Here is a 669-nt window from a genome sequence, read left to right as displayed (position 1 = left end):
GCGGCGGCCAGCGCCTCCGCGAGGCGGGGCGGCACCCCGTGCCGCCGCAGTCCCGCGCTCCAGCGTGGCGCGAGCGTGAGCAGCGCGCCGGTGGCCAGCACGGAGAGCAGGAAGCCGGGACTGCGGGCCAGCCAGGGGTCGTAGAGCACCAGGAGCAGGACCGCCGTCGCCAGCGCCGGGATCAGTGATCTGCGGCGGCCGGTGGCGAGCGCGAGCAGGGCGACGGAGCCGCAGGCGGCGGCCCGCAGCACGCTGGGATCGGGCCGGCACACGACGACGAAGGCGAGGGAGAGCGTCGCGCCGAGGAGTGCGGTGGTCCGCAGGGGGATGCCGAGACGGGGGGCGAGTCCGCGTCGCTCGGCCCGCTGCGCCAGGCCGGGCGAGCCGAGGAGCAGGGCGAGGAGGATGGTGAAGTTGGCGCCGGAGACGGCGAGCGTGTGGGTGAGGTCGGTCTCCCGGAACGCCTCGTCCAGTTCCGGGGTGATCCTCGCGGTGTCGCCCACGACCAGGCCGGGCAGCAGCGCCCGCGCGTCCGCCGGCAGTCCGTCGGTCGCCTCCCGCAGTCCGGCCCGCAGCCGTCCCGCCAGCCGCTGCGGACCCGACGGCCCGCCCACGGTCTCCGGGCCGTCCCTGCCCTTCACCCGCAGCACGGCGGCGAACCGGTCGCCG

Annotated in this window: 1 protein-coding gene; it reads right to left on the bottom strand. The window is 77.6% G+C overall.

Annotated elements, in window-relative coordinates:
* Positions 1-669: ComEC/Rec2 family competence protein (locus B7767_RS37780; RefSeq protein WP_143652871.1), on the bottom strand; the 669-nt coding region annotated here is incomplete at both ends.

The organism is Streptomyces sp. 13-12-16, assembly GCF_002114215.1.
GTDB lineage: Bacteria > Actinomycetota > Actinomycetes > Streptomycetales > Streptomycetaceae > Streptomyces.
The sequence above is the reverse complement of the archived record's forward strand: the minus strand, read 5'-3'. Positions and strand labels throughout refer to the sequence as shown.